This window comes from Microbacterium sp. AB, assembly GCF_032878875.1.
Taxonomy (GTDB): Bacteria; Actinomycetota; Actinomycetes; order Actinomycetales; family Microbacteriaceae; genus Microbacterium; species Microbacterium betulae.
In genome coordinates this window covers 1,670,311-1,687,403 of record NZ_CP118157.1, presented here as the reverse complement: position 1 = coordinate 1,687,403, position 17,093 = coordinate 1,670,311, and the positions used below count along the sequence as shown (strand labels likewise).

The 17,093-nt window shown below is 71.2% G+C and carries 20 protein-coding genes and 2 tRNA genes; 13 read left to right on the top strand and 9 right to left on the bottom strand.

Annotated elements, in window-relative coordinates; translation table 11 throughout:
- Positions 1-6: 6 nt before the first annotated feature.
- A complete protein-coding gene (locus N8K70_RS07880; RefSeq protein ID WP_317141038.1) occupies positions 7-669 on the bottom strand; it encodes a hypothetical protein in 663 nt (220 codons plus the stop codon).
- Between the two features lie 75 nt (positions 670-744).
- On the opposite strand from N8K70_RS07880, the gene N8K70_RS07875 reads away from it, so the two are divergent.
- On the top strand, positions 745-1,623 hold the full coding sequence (locus N8K70_RS07875) for an acyl-CoA thioesterase (RefSeq protein ID WP_317141037.1): 879 nt from the start codon (positions 745-747) through the stop codon (positions 1,621-1,623).
- Between the two features lie 11 nt (positions 1,624-1,634).
- On the opposite strand, the gene sufU is transcribed toward N8K70_RS07875, so the two are convergent.
- The 3 genes from sufU to N8K70_RS07860 form a co-directional block, all read right to left on the bottom strand.
- A complete protein-coding gene (sufU, locus tag N8K70_RS07870) occupies positions 1,635-2,072 on the bottom strand; it encodes a Fe-S cluster assembly sulfur transfer protein SufU (protein ID WP_317141036.1) in 438 nt (145 codons plus the stop codon).
- Entirely contained in the window at positions 2,069-3,334 is a 1,266-nt protein-coding gene (locus N8K70_RS07865) for a SufS family cysteine desulfurase (RefSeq protein WP_317141035.1), read from the bottom strand. The genes sufU and N8K70_RS07865 overlap by 4 nt, the downstream gene beginning before the upstream one ends.
- Before the next feature lie 70 nt (positions 3,335-3,404).
- The gene (locus N8K70_RS07860; RefSeq protein WP_317141034.1) at positions 3,405-3,893 is read right to left on the bottom strand and encodes an acyl-CoA thioesterase; all 489 of its coding nucleotides are present in this window, start codon (positions 3,891-3,893) and stop codon (positions 3,405-3,407) included.
- Between the two features lie 410 nt (positions 3,894-4,303).
- Between N8K70_RS07860 and N8K70_RS07855 the strand changes: the two genes are divergently transcribed.
- From N8K70_RS07855 to N8K70_RS07845, 3 genes are all read left to right on the top strand, one after another.
- Entirely contained in the window at positions 4,304-5,629 is a 1,326-nt protein-coding gene (locus N8K70_RS07855) for a quaternary amine ABC transporter ATP-binding protein (protein WP_394357818.1), read from the top strand.
- Positions 5,629-6,579 carry an ABC transporter permease gene (locus tag N8K70_RS07850; protein ID WP_317141032.1) on the top strand — a complete coding sequence of 317 codons (951 nt, stop codon included), beginning with the start codon at positions 5,629-5,631 and terminating at the stop codon, positions 6,577-6,579. Before N8K70_RS07855 ends, N8K70_RS07850 begins: the two co-directional genes overlap by 1 nt.
- Before the next feature lie 105 nt (positions 6,580-6,684).
- Positions 6,685-7,575: a glycine betaine ABC transporter substrate-binding protein gene (locus N8K70_RS07845; protein ID WP_317141031.1), complete on the top strand. Its 891-nt coding sequence runs from the start codon at positions 6,685-6,687 to the stop codon at positions 7,573-7,575.
- A 63-nt stretch (positions 7,576-7,638) separates the two neighbouring features.
- Here N8K70_RS07845 and ettA read toward each other — a convergent pair whose 3' ends face one another.
- Positions 7,639-9,321, bottom strand: a complete 1,683-nt coding sequence (gene ettA, locus N8K70_RS07840) for an energy-dependent translational throttle protein EttA (protein WP_317141030.1) — start codon at positions 9,319-9,321, stop codon at positions 7,639-7,641.
- Between the two features lie 77 nt (positions 9,322-9,398).
- Between ettA and N8K70_RS07835 the strand changes: the two genes are divergently transcribed.
- The gene (locus N8K70_RS07835) at positions 9,399-10,328 is read left to right on the top strand and encodes a hypothetical protein (RefSeq protein WP_317141029.1); all 930 of its coding nucleotides are present in this window, start codon (positions 9,399-9,401) and stop codon (positions 10,326-10,328) included.
- Between the two features lie 18 nt (positions 10,329-10,346).
- On the opposite strand, the gene N8K70_RS07830 is transcribed toward N8K70_RS07835, so the two are convergent.
- Entirely contained in the window at positions 10,347-10,844 is a 498-nt protein-coding gene (locus N8K70_RS07830) for a single-stranded DNA-binding protein (RefSeq protein ID WP_317141028.1), read from the bottom strand.
- A 152-nt stretch (positions 10,845-10,996) separates the two neighbouring features.
- A complete protein-coding gene (msrA, locus tag N8K70_RS07825; RefSeq protein ID WP_317141027.1) occupies positions 10,997-11,542 on the bottom strand; it encodes a peptide-methionine (S)-S-oxide reductase MsrA in 546 nt (181 codons plus the stop codon).
- Between the two features lie 66 nt (positions 11,543-11,608).
- Between msrA and N8K70_RS07820 the strand changes: the two genes are divergently transcribed.
- Positions 11,609-11,875, top strand: coding sequence for a hypothetical protein (locus N8K70_RS07820; protein WP_317141026.1), 267 nt, complete (start codon positions 11,609-11,611; stop codon positions 11,873-11,875).
- 18 nt (positions 11,876-11,893) lie between these two features.
- Here the strand turns inward: N8K70_RS07820 and yczR are convergent, their stop codons facing one another.
- A complete protein-coding gene (yczR, locus tag N8K70_RS07815; protein ID WP_317141025.1) occupies positions 11,894-13,330 on the bottom strand; it encodes a MocR-like transcription factor YczR in 1,437 nt (478 codons plus the stop codon).
- A gap of 232 nt (positions 13,331-13,562) precedes the next feature.
- Here yczR and yczE point away from each other — a divergent pair, with 232 nt between their 5' ends.
- Positions 13,563-14,222: a membrane protein YczE gene (gene yczE / locus N8K70_RS07810; RefSeq protein ID WP_394357817.1), complete on the top strand. Its 660-nt coding sequence runs from the start codon at positions 13,563-13,565 to the stop codon at positions 14,220-14,222.
- A 4-nt stretch (positions 14,223-14,226) separates the two neighbouring features.
- Here yczE and N8K70_RS07805 read toward each other — a convergent pair whose 3' ends face one another.
- Complete coding sequence (locus N8K70_RS07805) at positions 14,227-14,436, bottom strand: methyltransferase (RefSeq protein ID WP_317141024.1); 210 nt, start codon at positions 14,434-14,436, stop codon at positions 14,227-14,229.
- A gap of 568 nt (positions 14,437-15,004) precedes the next feature.
- Between N8K70_RS07805 and N8K70_RS07800 the strand changes: the two genes are divergently transcribed.
- The 6 genes from N8K70_RS07800 (at position 15,005) to N8K70_RS07775 (ending at position 17,087) form a co-directional block, all read left to right on the top strand.
- A tRNA-Arg gene (locus N8K70_RS07800) sits at positions 15,005-15,079 on the top strand.
- A 38-nt stretch (positions 15,080-15,117) separates the two neighbouring features.
- A complete protein-coding gene (gene orn / locus N8K70_RS07795) occupies positions 15,118-15,744 on the top strand; it encodes an oligoribonuclease (protein WP_317141023.1) in 627 nt (208 codons plus the stop codon).
- 39 nt (positions 15,745-15,783) lie between these two features.
- Positions 15,784-15,859, top strand: a tRNA-His gene (locus N8K70_RS07790).
- 79 nt (positions 15,860-15,938) lie between these two features.
- The gene (locus N8K70_RS07785) at positions 15,939-16,289 is read left to right on the top strand and encodes a metallopeptidase family protein (protein WP_317141022.1); all 351 of its coding nucleotides are present in this window, start codon (positions 15,939-15,941) and stop codon (positions 16,287-16,289) included.
- On the top strand, positions 16,286-16,597 hold the full coding sequence (clpS, locus tag N8K70_RS07780; protein ID WP_317141021.1) for an ATP-dependent Clp protease adapter ClpS: 312 nt from the start codon (positions 16,286-16,288) through the stop codon (positions 16,595-16,597). Before N8K70_RS07785 ends, clpS begins: the two co-directional genes overlap by 4 nt.
- Before the next feature lie 13 nt (positions 16,598-16,610).
- The gene (locus N8K70_RS07775) at positions 16,611-17,087 is read left to right on the top strand and encodes a DUF2017 family protein (protein ID WP_317141020.1); all 477 of its coding nucleotides are present in this window, start codon (positions 16,611-16,613) and stop codon (positions 17,085-17,087) included.
- Positions 17,088-17,093 lie beyond the last annotated feature (6 nt).

Genomic DNA, 17,093 nt, shown 5'->3' with positions numbered 1-17,093 from the left:
GGCGCGTCAGCGCGGTCCCGTCTCCCTCACGGCCGTGAGGCCGACGACCGCCGGTCCCCGCGTGAGGACGTGGCCGCGCGCGAGGGTGAGGCGCGTCCACCGCCCGGACGTGGAGACGGACGCCTCCTCCTCCCCTCCGATGAACCCGAAGGAGAACGCCGCGAAGGCGACGCCCCGCGGGAGGCCGAGCAGCTCGTCGTCGGGCTCGCCCCAGACGTTCCCCCGCACGGACCGCACGACCTCCTCGCCGGGACTCTCCGGCATCGCGTGCGCGACGGCCGCGATGCCCCACTGCGCGCGGCTCGCGAGGGTCGCGGCCGCGATCGACCCGGCCCGGGACCACCCGCCCCGTGGAGGCGAGACCCCCGCCCACGCGGGGGCGAGCGCCGTGTCGGGCAGCGCGAGGGCGTTCGGATCCGCCGTCGCCGTCAGCGTCGAGACGGTGAGGTCGCACTCCAGCTCGGGGTCGGCGCCGACGACGCGCAGCGCGATGACCGTCGGCGTGCGGTCGAGCAGTCCCTGGGGCGCCAGGGCCGCCGCCGTCATGACGAGCACGCCGTTCGCGGCCTGCAGCCGTACGCCGCCGTCCCCGATCCGCGAGGCCCGCCCCGCGAAGGTCAGCGCGTCGCGCGCGGTCCGATCGTCGGCGAGCAGGAGGCGAGCGGTCACCCGATCTAAACTAGCAAGGCCCCCGGGGCCGCGGACCGTCGCGATCCCCCGGCCGGGTCCGCGAACGGAGAGCCAGTGACCATCGATCCCCGCACGGACGACCCGGTCCAGACGCTGCTCGACGTCATCGCCCTGGAGGAGACCGAGGCGCGCACGCGCGAGGACATCTTCCTCGGCCGCTCGCACTTCATGCCGACGGGGCGGGTCTTCGGCGGCCAGGTGCTCTCGCAGGCCGTGTCCGCCGCGGCGCGGACGATCCCGGAGGGACGGTTCGCCCACTCCCTCCACGGGTACTTCCTGCGTCCGGGCGACGTCACGAAGGACATCACGTTCGGCGTGGACCGCATCCACGACGGCCGCTCGTTCGCGCGCCGACGGGTCCAGGGCTACCAGGACGGCGTCCCCATCTTCTCCGGCATCCTCTCGTTCCAGGACGACGAGGAGGGCTTCGAGCACCACCTGCCGATGCCCGACGTGCCCGCTCCGGAGGATCTCCCGGAGAACGCCGCCGGGCAGGACCGCCATCCGCTCTCCCGCCGCCTGCTCGCCGCGAACCCGATCGAGGTGCGCCGCGTCGACGGCGACCTCGTCCTCGACGCACAGGGCGACCCGAAGCCCGCACAGGCGGTGTGGACGCGCGTGCGCCGTCCCATCGGCGACAGCCGGCTGCTGCACCAGGCGGCGCTCGCCTACCTCAGCGACTACACCATCCAGGAGCCGTCGATGCGGGGCGCCGGGCTCTCATGGTCATCGCCGGGGATCAACGTCGCCAGTCTCGATCACGCCATGTGGTGGCACCGTCCCGGGCGGGCGGACGAGTGGATCCTCTACGTGCAGGAGTCGCCCGGCGCCCAGGGGGGCCGGGGCCTGGCCTTCGGCCGTCTCTACACGCGAGACGGCGTGCTCATCGCCTCCGTGGCCCAGGAGATCATGGCGCGCCTGCCGCGGGGCTGATCGGCCGACGCTCAGCCCGCCTTCCTCAGGCCCGCCTCGAGGGCGACCCAGCCGAGCATCGCGCACTTGATGCGCATGACGTACTTCGACACGCCCTGCAGCGCGGCGGCGTCGCCGAGCGCCTCGGAGGGCTCGATCGTCCCGCGCGAGCGCAGCATGGTGCGGAACTCCTCGACGCGTTCGAGCGCCTCGTCGCGGGCGGCGTGCTCCAGGAGCCCCGTCATGATCGACGCGGACGCCATCGAGATGGAGCAGCCGTGCCCGTCCCACACGATCTCGCCGATCGCGCCGTCGGCGTCGAGCGCGACGCCGACGGTGATCTCGTCGCCGCACGACGGGTTCAGCTCGTGATGCGTGAAGGGGAGCCCGCTCGGGTCGCCCCTGCCCTCCGGATCGCGCGAGTGATCGAGGATGAGCTCCTGGTACAGGGTCTGCAGGTCGCCGCTCATCGATCCGCTCCGAAGAACGCGCGGACCTCGCCGAGCGCCGATCCCAGCGCGTCGACGTCATCCGGCGCCGTGTAGACGTATGCGCTCGCCCGCGTCGTGGCCGCCGTCCCGAGCCGGCGGTGGAGCGGCTGGGCGCAGTGATGGCCCGTGCGGACGGTGATGCCCCTGTCGTCCAGGAACTGGCCGACGTCGTGCGCGTGGACGCCGTCCACGACGAAGCTCGCCAGCGCCGCACGGTCCTCCCCCGGACGCGGTCCGACGAGCCGCACGCCCGGGACGGCCGAGACCGCGTCGACGAGCCGTCCGGCGAGCTCGGCGCCGTGCGCGCGCACGTCCCTCATGTCGAGACGGGTCAGATAGTCGACGGCGGCCCCGAAGCCGACCGCCTGCGTGACGGGCTGCGTGCCGGCCTCGAAACGATGCGGCGACGGCAGGAACTCCGCGTCCTCCATCGTCACCGTGGTGATCGCGGAGCCGCCCGTGCGGGCCGGCGGCAGCTCGTCGAGGAGCTCCGCCCGCCCGTACAGCACGCCGATCCCGGTGGGGCCGAGCATCTTGTGCGCGGAGAAGGCCGCGAAGTCGACGCCGAGAGCGCCGAGGTCGAGAGGCAGGTGCGGAGCCGACTGGCATGCGTCGAGGACGGTGAGGGCTCCGACGTCGCGTGCGGCGGCGGCGATGTCGGCCACGGGGGCGATGAGGCCCGTCACGTTCGAGACGTGGGAGAACGCCACGAGCGCCGTGCGCGGGGAGAGCCGCGCACGGAGGTCGTCCACCGTCCACAGGCCTCGATCGTCGACGGGGACCCAGCGGAGCGTCGCGCCCGTGCGACGCGCGAGCCGCTGCCAGGGGATGAGGTTCGCGTGGTGCTCCGCCTCGGTGACGAGGATCTCGTCGCCCTCCCCGATGGCGAGCCGCTCTCCCCCCAGGCCGCGCGAGGCGTCCGAGAGGCCACCCGCCACGAGGTTCAACGCGTCGGTGGCGTTCTCGGCCCAGACGATCTCGCGCTCGCCCGCCCCGACGAACGCGGCGACCTTCTCCCTGGCCGTCTCGAAGGCGAAGGTGGCCTCACCCGTCGCCATGCTCGATCCCCGGTGCACGGCGGCGTAGTCGCTCCGGGTGAAGCCCGCCTCCGCGGCGATGACCGCCTCGGGCCGCTGCGCGGTCGCAGCCGAGTCGAGATACACGCGATCACCGCGGCCGGCGACGCCGGGGAAGTCGGCGCGGACGTCGACGAGGGGATGCGGCGGCGTGACGTCGGACATCGATCAGCTCCCTGCGGGGTGAGAAGGGCATCTCCCAGTCTCTCATCCGTGAGAGCGCGCGGCGTCGCCGTCAGCGGCGGCTGAACGCGACAGGCTCCTCGACATACGGCTCCCACGCCGCGCGCATCTCGGGGGCGAGGCGCACGGGGCGACCGGATGACACGTCCACGAGCACGACGACGGCGTCGGCACGGGCATAGACCTCCTCCGCCTCGGCGCCGTTCCCGGCCGCGCCGCGGACCTCGTAGCAGACGTCGATGCTGGAGCCGCCCAGCCGCCCGATCCACAGCTGCACGTCGAGCGGTCGATGGCGATAGGGAACGGGCCGGAGGTACTCGATGCTCTGGCGCGCGATGAGCGTCGCCACGCCCGCCTGCGATCCCAGCACCTCCGAGCCGAAGACGGCCGTCGGCGGAGCGTCCTCGCCGGAGTCCTCGGCCCGGAAGAACGCACGGCACCGCGCCTCCTCGAGCAGGCGGAGCATCGAGGCGTTGTTGACGTGGCCGAAGGCGTCCAGATCTCCCCATCGCAGCTGGATCGGCACGTGCACACGGGTCATAGGTCTCCTCCTGCGGTGCTGTCCACCGGCTTGCGGTAACGATCGGATAACGGACTGGCGCCTCGCCCCTCGCCCGACGATACCCGCTTCTGCCCCGTCCTCATGCGGATCGACGCGGTGCCTGGCGCTCCACGCGCGCCGCGGCCGGACGGAGGAGCGTTGCTAGAGTGGGCGGGTTCGTCCCTCGACCGCAACACGAGGGCGAGCCTTGCACCGGCGGTGGAACAATCGCCCGGTGATCCGCCCAGGACCGCGGATGCCGCTCTCAGCGGCGTGCGTATGGCCGACGATCAGCCGCCGACCCGACGGCTGCGAGACCGGCGCCCTTTGGCCCGGCCGATCGCCTGCCCGGACCGCGACCGACGACCGAACGCGGATGTTGCGAGACACGACGCAGCCGCGCCCGGCACATGGAGAACGTGACCGAGAACGACGCATCCATCGCCCTGCGCGCCGAAGGCCTCTACAAGGTCTTCGGCCGACGCCCGCACGACGCCGTGGAACGCCTTCGATCAGGGACGCCGCGCGACCGGCTCGACGGCGCGACGGCCGCCGTGATCGACGCGTCCTTCGAGGTGAGACGCGGCGAGATCTTCGTCGTCATGGGGCTCTCGGGCTCCGGCAAGTCGACGCTCATCCGCATGCTCAACGGCCTGCACGACATCACCGCGGGCAGCGTGACGGTGGACGGGGAGCCCATCACGGGCATCCCCGCCGCACGGCTCCGCGAGATCCGCCGAGACCACGTCTCGATGGTGTTCCAGCACTTCGCGCTGCTTCCGCACCGCACGGTGTCCGCGAACGTCGCCTACCCGCTCGAGCTCCAGGGCGTCGGGCGCGCCGAGCGCGCCGCGAAGGCAGCCGAGATCCTCCAGCTCGTCGGTCTCGGCGGCTGGGGAGACAAGTACCCCTCGGAGCTCTCCGGGGGGATGCAGCAGCGTGTGGGAATCGCCCGCGCGCTCGCCGCGGACACGGACATCCTCCTCATGGACGAGGCGTTCAGCGCCCTCGACCCGCTCATCCGGCGCGAGATGCAGGACCAGCTCCTGGAGCTGCAGCAGAGGCTGGGCAAGACGATCGTCTTCATCACGCACGACCTCAACGAGGCGATGCTGCTCGGCGACCGCATCGCCGTGATGCGGGACGGCCGCATCGTCCAGATCGGGACGCCGGAGGACATCCTCACCGACCCCGCCAACGACTACGTCGAGCAGTTCGTGCAGGACGTCGATCGAGCGCGCGTGCTCACGGCAGGCAACGTCATGGAGCGCCCGCGCCCGGTCATCGCCGAGAACGCGGGACCGCGCACGGCGCTGCGCACCATGCGCGACGCCTACACGTCCGCGGCGTACGTCGTCGGGCGTGACCGCCGGCTCGCCGGCATGATCACCGACCGCGATGCGATGAAGCTCGTCCGCGCCGGCGAGAGCTCGCTCACATCGGTCCTGAAGCCCGTGCCGCAGGCCGTGAGCGAGAACGACGTCCTCATGGACCTCTTCATCCCCGCCGTCGAGTCCCCGCTCCCGCTGGCGGTGACCGACGACGGCGGCCGCCTCGTCGGCGTCATCCCCCGCGTGACCCTGCTCGCCGCGCTGGGCCCCGGCCCCGGATCCACGGAGGAGATCACCCTGCCTCAGCAGCCCATCCCCACGACGGTCATCGACCAGATCCTCGCCGAGACCGCCCCCGACGGCGCCCTCGAAGGCGATGCGCTCGACCCCGAGGAGGTGCGCTGATGGACGGGTTCATCCGGATCCCCCTCGGCGACAGGGTCGCGGACGGCATCCAGTGGATCGTCGACAACCTGGGAGGGCTGTTCGATGTGATCCGCGCGATCTTCGTCGGCATGTACGACGCGCTCTTCTTCGTGTTCAGCGAGCCGTCGTTCTGGGTCGTCGCGCTCGTCGCGGCGGCGATCGGCCTCCTCGCACGCGGCTGGGTCTTCGGGATCGGCACGGGCGTGGGACTGCTGCTCATCGCCTCGATGGACCAGTGGCAGAACGCGATGAGCTCGCTCGCGCTCATCATCGTCGCCACCGTGTGGGCGCTCGTCATCAGCATCCCGCTCGGCATCGCGGCCGCCAAGAGCGACCTCGTCTCGAAGATCGTCCGCCCCGTGCTCGACTTCCTGCAGACGATGCCCGCGTTCGTCTACCTGATCCCCGCCCTCCTGCTGTTCCGCGTGGGCGTCGCGCCCGGCATCTTCGCGACGATCATCTTCGCGATGGCGCCGGGGGTCCGCCTCACCGAGCTCGGCATCCGCGGCGTCGACCGCGAGGTGGTCGAGGCGGGCCACGCCTTCGGCTCGCCCGGCGGGCGCATCCTGCGGCAGATCCAGCTTCCGCTGGCCCTGCCCACGATCATGGCCGGTGTCAACCAGGTGATCATGCTCGCGCTGTCGATGGTCGTCATCGCGGGGATGGTCGGCGCAGGCGGGCTCGGCGGCGACGTCGTGGCGTCGCTCAACCGCCTCGACACGGCGCTGGGCGTGGAGGCGGGGCTCTCGGTCGTCGTCCTCGCGATCATCCTCGACCGCCTCACGGGGTCGTTCGGGAAGCGCGCGGGGCTCTTCGCGAAGCTGCAGTCGGCCGGTGCGGGGCGCCGGACGGCGCGGCCGGAGCCTGCCGAGGAGCAGGAGGTCGAGACGGCCTCCCCGCGTCGGGCGCCCGTCACCGCCGGACGCTGACAGCGCTCAGGACCTGCGGGCGCCGCACCGGCGCCCGTCGCATCGGAACCTACGCCGATGCAGACGGCGCGGAGAGACACTCCCGCCGAGGAAGGAAGACACAGCATGAAGAAGCGCATTCTCGCGTTCACCGCTCTCGCGTCGGCGACGGGGCTCGCCCTCGCCGGCTGCGCGTCCGGAGACGACGCCGACGCCGGCGGAGACGGCTCGCAGGGCACGATCACGCTCGCCGTGTTCAACGGCTGGGACGAGGGCGTCGCCACGTCCGAGCTGTGGAAGGCGATCCTGGAGGACAAGGGGTACGACGTCGAGCTCGAGTACGCCGACGTCGCTCCGCTCTTCACGGGGCTCTCCACGGGCGACTACGACTTCACGACCGATGTGTGGCTCCCGGTCACCCACGCGTCGTACATCGAGTCGTTCGGCGACTCGATCGAGGAGCTCGGCGCGTGGAACACGGAGTCGCGCCTCACCGTCGCCGTGAACGAGGACGCACCCATCGACTCGCTCGCCGACCTCGCGGCGAACGCCGACGAGTTCGGCGATCAGATCGTCGGGATCGAGCCGGGAGCCGGCCTCACCATCGCGATGGAGGACGCGGTGATCCCGGACTACGGGCTGGAGGACATGGAGTTCACGACGTCCTCGACCGCCGCGATGCTCACGGAGCTCGAGGCCGCCGAGCAGTCCGGCGAGAACATCGTCGTCACGCTGTGGGAGCCGCACTGGGCGTACGGCGCGTATGCGATCAAGAACCTCGAGGATCCGGAAGGCGCGCTCGGCGGGACCGAAAGCCTCTACTCCTACGGGCGCGAGGGCTTCAGCGAGGACTACCCCGAGGTCGCCGAGTGGCTGTCGGGCTTCGAGATGAGCCTCGACCAGCTGTACGACCTCGAGAACGTCCTGTTCGTCGAGAACGACACCGACGACTACGGCCCGCTCGTCGAGCAGTGGATCGAGGACAACCAGGAGTACGTCGACTCGCTCACGAGCTGAGCGCGGAGGAGACACGGAGAAGGCCGCCCCGGACCGGGGCGGCCTTCTCTCGTGTGCGGGCGGTCAGTCGCGCGTGAGCTTGCGGTACGCCGTGCGGTGGGGCCGCGCGGCGTCGGGGCCCAGCCTCTCGACCTTGTTCGCCTCGTACGCCTCGAAGTTGCCCTCGAACCAGTGCCAGTTCGCCGGCTTCGCGTCGGTGCCCTCGTAGGCGAGGATGTGCGTCGCGATCCGGTCGAGGAACCACCGGTCGTGCGTGATGACCACGGCGCAGCCCGGGAACTCCAGCAGGGCGTTCTCCAGCGACTGCAGGGTCTCGACGTCGAGGTCGTTCGTCGGCTCGTCGAGGAGCAGCAGGTTGCCGCCCTCCTTGAGCGTGAGCGCGAGGTTCAGGCGATTGCGCTCACCGCCCGACAGCACACCCGCCTTCTTCTGCTGATCCGGCCCCTTGAACCCGAACTTCGACACGTAGGCGCGCGACGGGATCTCGGTCTTGCCGACCGTGATGATGTCGAGTCCGTCGGACACGACCTCCCACAGCGACTTCTGCGGGTCGATGTTCGATCGGGTCTGATCGACGTAGCTGATCTTCACCGTCTCGCCGATCTTCAGCTCGCCGCCGTCGAGCGGCTCGAGGCCGACGATCGTCTTGAACAGCGTGGTCTTGCCGACGCCGTTGGGGCCGATGACCCCCACGATGCCGTTCGGCGGGAGGTTGAAGCTCAGGCCGTCGATCAGCTGGCGGCCGTCGAAGCCCTTCTGCAGGTCCTTCGCGTTGATGACGATGCTGCCCAGGCGCGGCCCCGCGGGGATCTGGATCTCCTCGAAGTCGAGCTTGCGCGTCCGCTCCGCCTCCGTGGCCATCTCCTCGTACCGGGCCAGGCGCGCCTTCGACTTCGCCTGGCGGCCCTTGGTGTTGGAGCGCACCCAGTCGAGCTCCTCCTTGAGGCGCTTCTGGAGCTTGGCGTCCTTCTTCCCCTGGACCTCCAGGCGCTCGGCCTTCTTCTCCAGGTAGGTCGAGTAGTTGCCCTCGTACGGGTAGAGCCGGCCGCGGTCGACCTCGGCGATCCACTCCGCGACGTTGTCGAGGAAGTACCGGTCGTGCGTGATGGCGATGACGGCGCCCGCGTACTTCTGCAGGTGCTGCTCGAGCCAGAGGACGCTCTCCGCGTCGAGGTGGTTGGTGGGCTCGTCGAGGAGCAGCAGGTCGGGCTTCTGCAGCAGGAGCTTGCAGAGGGCGACGCGACGCTTCTCGCCGCCGGAGAGGTTCTCGATGCGCGCGTCGCCCGGCGGCGTCCGCAGCGCGTCCATCGCCTGCTCGAGCTGCGCGTCGAGGTCCCACGCGTCGGCGGCGTCGATGGCCTCCTGCAGTGTCCCCATCTCGGCGAGCAGCGCGTCGAAGTCGGCGTCGGGCTCCGCCATCAGGGCGGAGATCTCGTTGAAGCGGTCGACCTTGCCCTTGATCTCGCCGACGCCGTCCTGCACGTTCTCGAGCACCGTCTTCGACTCGTCGAGCTCGGGCTCCTGCAGAAGGATGCCGACCGAGAAGCCGGGGGCCAGCGTCGCGTCGCCGTTCGAGGGCTGGTCCAGCCCCGCCATGATCTTGAGGATGGTCGACTTGCCGGCGCCGTTCGGACCGACCATGCCGATCTTGGCGCCCGGCAGGAACGCCATCGTCACGTCGTCGAGGATCAGCTTGTCGCCCACGGACTTGCGGGCACGCACCATTTGGTAGATGTATTCAGCCATTTGAGGTCCAGTCTAGGGGCCGCGCACGCACGGCGAACGGAGAGTCCGCCGGACGATGCGAGACGATCGCCGTCGTCGTGACACCTTCTGATGAGAGGCCCATCGCCGACGACCCTCCGGAGGACATCATGCGCAGCACCGAGCAGGACACCACGCCCGCGAGCAGGCCGGCCGCCGGGCCACGACGCGCGACCCTCGTCGCCGGCCTCCTCGCGATCGGCGGGCTGCTCCTGAGCGCCTGCGCGACGGGGGCATCCGCCCCGGGCTCCTCCTCGCCGTCGCCGGACGCGAGCCCGAGCGCGACGCCCGCGACGTTCGACGTCGTGCCGGGCGAGACGCTGGCGTGCGGCCCCGTGGAGTTCCCGTCGGACGCCCTGGTGAAGCCCGTGACGCTCGCACAGGCGGACGACGAGGTGCTCTCCGCCGCCGAGACGGCGCAGGACGACGGCTCGGCGGCCCGTCGGCTCGAGGGCGCCGAGGACGAGTGGATCGTCCTCAGCGCGGACGACCGCCAGATCGCCCTGCTGCACGCCGTCGAGTCGGACGACGGCAGGCCGGGCGAGTCCTTCGACCAGCTCACCCTCGTCTGGCGCGCGGCCGGCGCCGAGCAGCCCGCGGAGTGGGTCGTGTCGTCGTCGGGAGCGTGCACGCTGCGCGCGGACACCGGAGACCTCAACGACGCCGCCCTCGCTCTCGATCCCGAGACGCCCGCATCGCCGGAAGACACGACCGTGAGCCTGCTCGCGGTCGAGCAGGCGTGCCACGGGGGCATGGACGCGGCGGGACGGGTCGAGGTCGTCTCGCTCGTCGAGACCGAGGCCGCCGTCGAGGTCGTGATCGGCGTGCGGCCCGACGAGTCCGCCGACGCGTGGACCTGCCAGAGCAACCCGGCGACGCCCTTCACGATCGAGCTGTCCCAGCCGCTCGGCGACCGCGAGATCGTCGACGTCGGGGTGATCCCCGCCAAGGTGCTGGACGCCTCCGGCCCCGCGGCCGACGACGAGTAGCGACCTCGCGACCCACGATCAGAACGGCGTGGGCTCCGTCTCACCGAGCTTCGCGGGGTGCCAGGAGAGCGCCTCGTCCTCGGCGGTCTTCTGCTCCTCGTCGTCGTCGCCCGCCGGCTCCGCCTCGTCATCGCGCCGCGGCTCGTAGGCCGCTCCCGCGGCCGTGCGCGAGTACGTCGTGGTGCCGAAGAGCAGGTCGATGCCGAGGGCGTCGGCGGCGATCTCGACCTCGGTCCCGCGCGCCCCGCTGTCGCTCTGCCAGGGACGCACGCGGAGCCTTCCGCTGACCACCACCCGCTGCCCCTTCGAGAGCGAGGCCGCGCCGTTCGTCGCGAGCGAGCGGAAGGCGGCGACGGAATACCAGTTCGGCGCCTCCTCCACCCACTGCTCCTTCTCCCTGTCGAAACGCCGCCGGTTGCTCGCGAGACGGAACCGCAGCACGGCCGTGCCGTTCGGAAGCGTCGTCGGCGTGGGGTCGTTGGCGATGTTGCCGACGACGGTGATGTGATCTGTCATGGTCTTCCCTCCGGCCGGAGACCGTCCCCGGCGCCTCGTCTCTCCAGCACAGCGTCCGACGAGCGCACATGGGACGGGGCGACCACATCTGTGGAGACGACGAACCCCTCCGCACCGCTGTGCACGCGGCGTCGGAGGGGTTCGGCGGAGGATCAGGCCGCGTACTCAGCGAAGCGGGCGCGCACCTTGTTCACCTTCGGCGCGGCGACGGCGAGGCAGTACCCCTGGGTGGGGTTCTTCGCGAAGAAGTCCTGGTGGTAGTCCTCCGCGTCGTAGAACTCGCCGAGCGGCTCGAGCGTCGTGACGACGGCGCCCTCCGTCGTGCCGACCGGCGCATCCCAGATCTCGCTCGCGCGCTCGCGGGCCGCCGTGAACAGCGCCTTCTGCTCCTCGTCCTCGTAGAACATCGCGCTGCGGTACTGCGTCCCGCGATCCGCGCCCTGATGGTTCAGCTGGCGCGGGTCGTGCATGGTGAAGAAGGCGTCGAGGATGATCTCCGGCGCGATCGTCTCCGGGTCGAACGTCACCTTCACGGCCTCCGCATGGCCGGTCGCCCCCGTGCAGACCTGCTCGTACGTCGGGTGAGGACGCGCGCCGCCGGTGTATCCGGAGACCACCGACGACACTCCTCGCAACGCGCGGTACGCCGCATCGAGACACCAGAAGCAGCCCCCTGCGATCACGAACGTCTGGCTCATCTGAACTCCTCTGAACGAATGTCGGCGCCCCCGCCTATCGTCGCAGACGCACGGGAAGGAGCTCTCATGACCAACACCGCCGCCGTCCTCGGCATTCCCCTGGCGACGCCGCCGCTGACCGGTGCTCCCGAACGGCTCGTCCGCGCGGGAGCGGCGCTCTGGCGCGTCGTGGGCGCGGACGAACGCGTGATCGGCCACCTCCGCATCGTGGAGTCCGATCTCGGCGTCCGCTATCGCGCCGAGCGCTTCCACGCGGCCTCCGGCGCGCTGCGCACCGTGGGCGAGTTCTGGAGCGCCGACGAGGCCGTGCGGACCCTGCGCTCCTCGCGCTGAGGCTCCGAGGCCGCCGGATCAGACGAGCGCGTCCGCGCCGCGCTCCTCCAGGACGCTCCCCGGGCCGTCCACCACGTCTTCCCACGAGGCGGCGAGCACCTCCACCGCGTGCTCGAGCCTGTCGGCCGAGGCGGTGAAGGGGATGCGCAGATGCCGTTCGTGTCCTCCGCCCACGGAGAACCTCGGTCCCGCCGACAGCAGCACGCCGCGGCGACGCGCGGCCATCACGAGCGCCGAGCTGCGGGCGACGCCGAGGCCCACCCAGAGCGCCACTCCCCCGGAGGCCGTGTGAACGCTCCACTGCGGCAGCCGCCGGTCCAAGGCGGCCACGAGGGCGTCCCGGCCGGCCCGCAGCATCTCGCCGCGCTGGGCGACGATCTCCGGCATGAGCGGGACGAGGCGCTCCACGACGGCCTGTTCGAACTCGGGCGTGCCCAGGTCGAAGACCGGGCGCAGCGCGAGCAGGCGTCGGATGACCTCCTCGTCCGCCCGGATCCACCCGACGCGGAGCCCTCCCCAGACAGTCTTGCTCACGGAGCCCAGCGTGATCACCTCGGCGCCCGCGGGAGCGGCCGCCGCGAACGGCTCCGCGGGCGTGCCGCCGTCGACGTCGAGCTCGGCCGTGGTCTCGTCCACGATCACGACCGTGCCCGAGGCCCTCGCCGCCGTCGCCATCTGCACCGCGACGTCGTGCGGCATCGTCTCGCCCGTCGGGTTGTGGAAGGCCGGCATGAGGTAGGCCGCGACCGGCGCGGCGCGGCGGAACGCATCGTCCGCGCGATCGAGGTCCCAGCCGGACCCGGGGGTCACGGGCACGCCGACGAGCCGCGCTCCCGCCGCCGCGAACGACTCGGCGGCGTGGGGATAGGTGGGGGTCTCGATGAGGACCCGATCGCCCCGCGACAGCAGGAGCCGCGCGGTGAGGGCGATGGCGCTCTGCGCGCCGGTCGTCACCATCACCTGCGCCGCCGTCGTCGGGAGGCCCCGCTCGGAGTAGCGCTGCGCGATCGCCTCGCGGAGCCCGAGGCGGCCGAGCGTCTCATAGCCGGAGCGTGCGACGATCGTCGACGCGGTCGCGGCGACCTCGGCGTACACGGACGCCAGCCCCGGCCACGCGGGCGGACTGGCCTGCTGCAGATCGATCGCGCCCTCCACGTCCGACGCGCGTCCGAGGTCACGCTGCCCCAGCGGGAGCGTCACGCTGCCCGAGCCGCGCACGCTCTCGATGTGCGCGCTCTCCCGCAGGCTGCGGTACGCCGCCGCCACCGTCGTCCTGCTCATCCGGAGGCGCGCGGCGAGCTCGCGCTCCGCCGGGAGCGCCGTGCGCGGCGCGATGCGGTTGTCGAGGCAGAGGAGCCGGATCGCGTCGGCGAGCGCCTCGTACGCCGGTTCGCGTGTGCGCCACGCCCCGAGATGCTCGACGAGCGCGCGGGCGGAGAGCCGGGAATCCATCATGCAGACCACGGTAACAGGATTGGCATCTTGAGCCATATCCAATTTACCTGTGCGATGGGCTCATGCTCCCTCCGTCCCTCGTTCTGACCGCCCTGGCCGCTCTCGCCGCCGTCGCCGCCGTCTCCGCGATCATCTGCACGTTCAGAGATGGCTACCGGCCGCTGGCGACCGACCGCTCGCGCATCCCCGACCGGAGCCCGACGAGTTCCGTCGGGGACGATTGGACTGCTCCGTGAGCGCCTTCGACGGCCGCTCCGTGGGATTCCGCGTGGCGCGGCTCCTCATCGGCCTGCCGCTCTACGGCGCCGGCTGCGCGCTCGCCGTCGCCGCCGGGCTGGGCGTCGACCCCTGGACCGTCCTCGCCGAGGGCGCGTCGCTCCGGACCGGCGTGGCGACCGGATGGGTCACGAACATCATCGGCGCCCTCGTCCTGCTCGCGTGGATCCCGCTGCGGCAGCGCCCCGGCGCCGGCACGGTGCTGAACGTCCTGCTCGTGGGCACGAGCATGCAGCTCGTTCTCGATCTGCTGCCGTCGGTCGAGCATCCGAGCCTGCGCATCCTCGCGCTCGTCGGCGGGATCCTCCTCGTCGCCGTGGGATCCGGCGTCTACATCGGCGCGGAGCTCGGGCCCGGTCCGCGCGACGGGCTCATGACCGGACTGCACCGGCGGCTCGGATGGCCCATGTGGCGCGCCCGCGCGACGGTCGAGACCGCCGTGCTCGCGCTCGGGTGGCTGCTCGGCGGAACCGTCGGCGTCGGGACCGTCGTCTTCGCCGTCGGCATCGGGCCGTGCGTGGACATCACCCTGCGCCTCCTCGCACCGCGGCGACGGCGCTCCACGAAGCCCGCCGCCGGCCGCATGCCGTCGTCGGGCCCCCGCGTGTCGCCGTGACGCCTCAGTGGCGCCGGAACTCCGGCCGTTCCGCTCCCGGCTTCAGATGCGCCTGCAGTGCCCGTTTCGCGATCTCCAGCTCGGGATAGCGGCCGACCGGCGCATCCGCTCCGACCATCCGCACCTCGAACTCGCCGTCGTGCTCCCTGATCGACCCGACTGCGCCGACCGCGCCGTGCGCGACCCAGAGCCTGCGTGCCTGCGTCGTCGTCATCTTCGACTCCTTCCGCTTCGCTCCCCCGATGGAGACGCTACGTCCAGACGCGCGCGGCCGCCACCCCTTGACCACACGCTCGGCGGATCGGCGCCGGGCGCGGATGTCGGGGGCCGGCCGTCGCGTCGAGTCATGTACACCGTGCCGACCCTCCTGACCTCGGAGACCACGCGTCGCAGGAGGCCCTGATCATGTCTGTCAGCCCCGAGCGCGCCCGGGAGCTCCAGGCCCGCCATCGTCACAGGAATTTCGAGCGCGTGCTGGCCCGTCTCCGCGAACACCCCTGCGTCGACTGCGACGAGAACGACAACCGCCATCGGCGTCGAGGCGCCGAGCGAGGCGGGTTCCGGAAGCATCTCGCGGGGCGCGGCGATCAGGTCCCCGCACCCGCCGTCAGCACGCCTACGGACCGGACGGTGCCGCCCGGAGGAGGCAGCAAGGGGAGGAGAGGCTGCACCTGCGAGCCGTGCAGAAACCGTCGCAACGCCTGTGCGCGAGAACGCCGAGCAGCACGGAAGGACATCGCCGAGCCGAGCGGCGGCGGCGCACGCGCTACCCTTGAATGCGACCCTCAGTAGCTCAGCGGAAGAGCAACGAACTTCTAATTCGCAGGTCGCACGTTCGAATCGTGCCTGGGGGACCATGCAGCGCACTGTCCCCGCCCGTCGATAGGCTGGCGGGATGGTGAACGCCTCTGAGAACGACCGACTCGTCTGGATCGACTGCGAGATGACCGGCCTCGACGTCGCGGTCGACGAGCTCGTCGAGATCGCGATCGTCGTGACCGACTTCGACCTCCGCGTCCTCGATCCCGGCCTCCAGCTCGTGATCAAGCCGTCGCAGAAGGCCCTCGACCACATGGGCGAGTTCGTGACGTCGATGCATCGCGCATCCGGACTCCTCGACGAGATCCCCGAGGGGGTGAGCCTCGAGGAGGCCGAGCGCCGGTCGCTCGAGTACATCCGCCGCTTCGTTCCGCAGGAGCGCAAGGCTCCCCTGGCGGGCAACACGATCGGCACCGACCGCATGTTCCTCGCGACGTACATGCCTCGCGTGGACGGACATCTGCACTACCGCAACGTCGACGTGTCGAGCGTGAAGGAGCTCTCCCGCCGCTGGTATCCCCGCGCCTACTTCCAGGCTCCCGGCAAGGACGGCGGACACCGCGCGCTCGCCGACATCCTCGAATCGATCCGCGAGCTCGCCTACTATCGTCGCGCCGTCTTCGTCCCCGAGCCCGGCCCGGCCTCGGAGGAGGCACGCGACATCGCGACCTCGGTCGTTTCGTCATTCGGGCAGAACGTGTGACAGAATAGTGAAGTTGCCCCGAGCGTTCGGGACACCATGGTGGCTATAGCTCAGTCGGTAGAGCGCCTGGTTGTGGTCCAGGAGGTCGCCGGTTCAAGCCCGGTTAGCCACCCCATGGGAAGAAGCTCCTCATCCCCGCGGGTGAGGAGCTTCCTCCGTCTTCCGAGCCGAGCCGCCGATAGGATCGGAGGCCGATGATGCACATGGATGCCGAGGTCTTCGAGGCGCTCGTCGTGGACGAGCTCGATCAGCTCCCCGACGAGATGGTCGAGGGCCTCGACAACGTCGTCTTCGTCGTGGAGGGCCGCCCGGAGGACGGCACCCTCGGCCTTCTGGGTCTGTACGACGGGCTCGCGCTCACCGAACGCGAGCGCTACGGGATGGGCGAGCTCCCGGACCGGATCGTCGTCTACCGCGAGCCCCATCTCGCGCGGTGCGCGGACGAGGCCCAGCTGCGCGACGAGGTGCACACGACCCTCGTCCACGAGATCGCTCACTTCTACGGCATCGACGACGACCGACTCCACGAGCTGGGCTGGGCATGAGCGCCGCGCTGACGGCCTTCGCGTCGCCCGAGGTCGCCGAGGAGGTCGACGAGATCGTGGCCCCGGCCGCGGACGTCCCCTGGCAGACCGTCGTGTGGGACGACCCCGTGAACCTCATGAGCTACGTCGTCCGCGTCTTCCGCACGTACTTCGGCTATGACGAGGACCGCGCGACGCGGCTGATGCTGTCGGTCCATCACGACGGACACGCCGTGGTCGCGGAGGGCGCACGCGAGCAGATGGAGCTGCATGCCCAGGCGATGCACGACTACGGCCTGTGGGCCACCGTGAGAAAGGCCCCGATGTGAGGATCGCAGCGACATGACCGGACGGCTCGTGATCCTCACGCTGACGCGCATCGAGGCCGCGCACCTGCGCGCCCTCGTCCAGCAGTTCTCGTCGCTCGTCGAAGCGACGCAGAGCGAGCCCGACCCCGCGCTCGACCGGCTCGCGCCGGACGCGTATCCCGACGATGCCGATGCGGCGCGCGAGTTCCGCGATCTCACGCGCGGCGATCTGCTCGGACGCCGGTGGCACGACGCGGCGACCGTGCTGCGGGATCTCGACACCGTCGAGGAGGCCCGACTCGAGGAGGCGCTGTCGCCCGTCGACGTCCCGATCGAGGGAGACGCGCTCGACGCATGGCTGCGGACGCTCGCCGCGGTGCGCCTCGTCCTCGCCAGCAGGCTCGGCATCGAGACGGCGGAGGACCATGACGAGGAGGATCCGCGCTTCGCGCTCTACGACTGGCTCGGCTACCGCCTCGACGGGCTCGTCCAGGCCGCCGACGAGGGATGAGCGCCC